Raw genomic sequence first — 3,881 nt, forward strand, 5'->3', positions numbered from 1 at the left:
CTGGGTATTCCGCTATCGATCGGGTATTTCATTTGCGCTGTGGCGGTTATCCCTATTGTGATCCGGGGGATTACCACTATTTCGCGTTTTCAAGTCGGGACGCAAACTCTGTGGTTACTATTACAAATCGCGGCAATCGCTACCGTGATCATTGTCGAATATGATACTTTGCCTGCTTGGACAGACTATCAGCCAAAGGGCCTTAGTAATGCAGGTGAATTCAATTGGCTATTGTTCGGCGCCGCTGCTTCAGTATTTTTTGCCTTGGTTGCTCAGATTGGTGAGCAGGTAGACTATCTACGCTTTCTTCCTCCTAAGACTGAACAGAATAAGAAAAAGTGGTGGTTTTGGTTGGTCTTATCAGGGCCAGGCTGGATCTTTATCGGTTTGCTGAAAATGCTCTTTGGCTCCTTTATCGCTTATATTGCGATTACAGAAGGGGCTACTTATGTGGTCGCCAGCGACCCGACTTATATGTACGAACGTGTATTTAATTACCTGACTAACTCACCGTCAATGTCGCTTATTTTAGCTGCGGTTATGGTGATTATCTGCCAGATGAAGATCAACGTAACGAACGCTTATGCCGGGTCGATAGCTTGGTCTAACTTCTTCTCGCGGGCAACTCACAGCCACCCTGGGCGGGTTGTTTGGTTGGTCTTCAATGTGACAATTGCTTTGATTCTGATGGAGTTAGGTGTGCATGAGGCACTCGAAGCAATTTTGGGGGTTTTCGCTATTGTCGCAGTGAGTTGGCTAGGCTCGCTTACTGCAGACTTATTGATTAACAAACCACTTGGGCTCAGCCCCTCTTATATCGAGTTTAAGCGAGGTCACCTCTATGATGTTAACCCGGTTGGTACTGTTTCAATGGTGGCTGCCTGTATTCTTGGTTTAGCTGCATATCTTGGGGTGTTTGGCGAGACAAGTAAGAATCTTAGCCACTTTATTTCTTTGTTAGCCTGTTTCATCTTTGTGCCACTGATCGCTTATATTACCAAAGGAAAGTATTACTTAGCGCGACAGTCCCCAGAGCTTATTCCCATTATAGAGGAAGCGAAAACCAGAGCTTCGTCGGGTGCTGCACCGTCACCATACCCGTCTATTGGACCGACGCTTACCTGCGGCGTCTGTGACAATGACTTTGAAGTGGAGGACATGAGTTATTGTGGCGTTTATGCTCAGCCTATATGTTCGCTCTGTTGTTCCCTCGATGTGCGTTGTCTAGATAGCTGCAAACCTCATGCTAGGCTTTCTCGTCAGGTGGTGAATTTCTTAAGGCGCTTTATGCCAGGCAAGTTAGTGCGTTCTACGAATTCAAGGCTAGGGCGTTTTGCTGGGCTGCTTATTATTACGAATATGATCAACGCCGCGATGCTGGCCTTGGTTTATGAGCATATGATGCCTTCTGCGATTGCCGATCAGGAGGTGCTAAAGCAAAGTCTGATCACACTGTTCTTTATTTTCTTGATCGTTACGGGTGTGATTTCCTGGCTGTTTCTCTTGGCGCACGAGAGCCGGGTGGTAGCCCAAATTGAGTCCAATCGGCAAACACGTAAGCTGATGCGAGAAATCCAAGCTCATGAGAAAACCGATCTGGAATTGCAACAAGCCAAAGAGCATGCAGAGCAAGCGAATGACGCCAAGAGTCGCTATCTATCTGGGATCAGTCACGAGCTGAGAACCCCGCTTCAATCGATACTCGGCTATGCGCAATTACTGACTGACAAGCAGGACCTTGATGATGCACAGTCTCGAGGCTTGAATATCATTCATCGCAGTGGCTTGCATCTGGCAGATTTGATTGAAGGCCTGCTTGATATATCAAAGATTGAGGCTGGGCGCTTGGACTTGTTTCGGAACAAGGTTCAGTTACCTGAATTGCTCGATCAGCTTGCCAGTATGTTTCAAATGCAGGCTAAGAACAAAGGGATTGAGCTTAACTTCAATATAGAAGGGCGATTGCCGAAAATGGTGATGGCAGATGAAAAGCGCTTGCGCCAGGTTTTGATCAATGTTTTGTCTAATGCTGTGAAGTATACACAAGAAGGTTCAATCGACTTTACGGTGAAGTACCGTTCTCAGGTGGCAGAATTCATTATCAAAGATACCGGGCCAGGGATAGAGGCTTCCTACCTTGCACGTATATTCGAACCTTTTGAAAGGGTGCGTAATACACATACACCGAATGTGCAGGGGACAGGTCTTGGTTTGACTATCGTGAAGCTCTTAACTGAAGTAATGGGTGGAGAGTTACAGGTCGACTCAGAACTTGGGAAGGGCAGTTGTTTTAAGGTGAGCTTAATGCTGCCCTGGGTGAACAATACTCAGCAGGTAGAAGAAGCCGTTAAGGCCAAGATAGTTGGCTACGAAGGTTATCAGCGAACTATCTGTTTGGTAGATGATGACCCGGTTCTAAGGGGCTTCTTGTCAGACTTACTCATTCCACTGGGCTTTACTACCTTAGAGGCTTTTGATGCACCATCTTGTATGGCGCTATTAGATACGGCCAAGCCAGATCTATTTGTTCTCGATGTCTCGATGCCTGGCAAAACAGGTTACGAATTGGCTGATGATTTACGTAGTGAGGGAATTAGTGTTCCGATTTTAATGCTCTCTGCCAATGCACAAATGCCATCGAGCGACTACATTGCCACGGCCAGCTATTCTGATTATTTGATTAAACCGATTAACAATGCGGCTCTGTTAGATAAGCTAGCTGAGCACCTGGGCTTGCACTGGATATCGCAAAATGAAAGTGAAGATTTCGACTCGGTTAAAGTCTTGTCTAAAGAGCGCGATGGTAACCCTGAAGAAGCACAAACTAGTGACGCCTTCGTTATTCCCAACGACCCCTTAATTCGTGAGCTAAAAGCCTACGCCGAAATGGGCTACCGAAAGGGTGTCGTGCAAACTTTAGCTCAGGTAGAATCAGCTAAGTTACTACCGGAGCCATTTATGCAGAGCCTGTTTGCTATGAGTGACAGTTTCCAGTTCGACCAACTTGCGCAAGCCTTAAGAGATTAAATGATGACGCCTTTAAGCCAGACCGATACTGTGTTGGTTGTTGATGACTCCCCCGATGCTCTGAGCATGATTAACGATGCCTTGGAAGCGGAAGGAATGGACGTGCTGGTTGCTCTGGAAGGCAAGCAAGCCCTAACGATCGCTAAGCGCATTCGGCCCGATGTAATACTGCTCGATGCAGTCATGCCCGTAATGGATGGCTTTGAGACCTGTCGCCAGCTAAAGCAAAATGCAGACCTCGCAGATATTCCCGTTATTTTCATGACGGGTTTATCTGATACTGATGATATTGTTCGAGGCTTGGAAGTGGGTGGTGTTGATTACCTGGTTAAACCCATCAACCCGACAGAATTGCTAGCGCGTATGAAGGTGCATTTGAGCAATGCGCGTTTAACCAAGAGTGCGCAAAGTGCCTTGGATAGCACTGGGCAGCATCTCTTCACGGCTGACGAAAAAGGCATTGTTCGCTGGGCCACCCCGCAAACCTATGCTTTGTTTGCCAAAGCTAATATCTCTCCGACAGATGGTTCTGAGGCGTTTACAAAAATGCTTTCTCAATGGTTGGCTGGGTCTCCGCAGGACGGGGATAGTCTAAACTTAGAAGCACTAGAATATCCTTTATCTCTGAAGAGGGTAGGCAAACATTCCAATGGCGACCAGCTAATTAAACTGATTGACGGGAACAAGCCAACAGAAGCTGCTTTATTAAAAGCAAATCTCGATTTAACTGAGCGAGAGGCGGAAGTTTTGTTTTGGATAGCGAATGGGAAAACTAACCGCGAAGCAGCCGAAATTCTATCGATGAGCCCTCGAACGGTGAATAAACATTTGGAAATGATCTTTCCTAAACTTGG

At 46.6% G+C, this 3,881-nt stretch carries 2 protein-coding genes; both read left to right on the forward strand.

The features are described 5' to 3' along the window. Nucleotides 1–3,027, forward strand: a 3,027-nt coding sequence (locus tag A3766_RS13805) for an ATP-binding protein (protein ID WP_068642370.1), incomplete at its 5' end; no start/stop codon positions are given. Then, a partial coding sequence (locus tag A3766_RS13810; protein ID WP_068642372.1) for a response regulator transcription factor occupies nt 3,028–3,881 on the forward strand: 854 nt, incomplete at its 3' end.

Source organism: Oleiphilus sp. HI0132 (genome assembly GCF_001635845.1).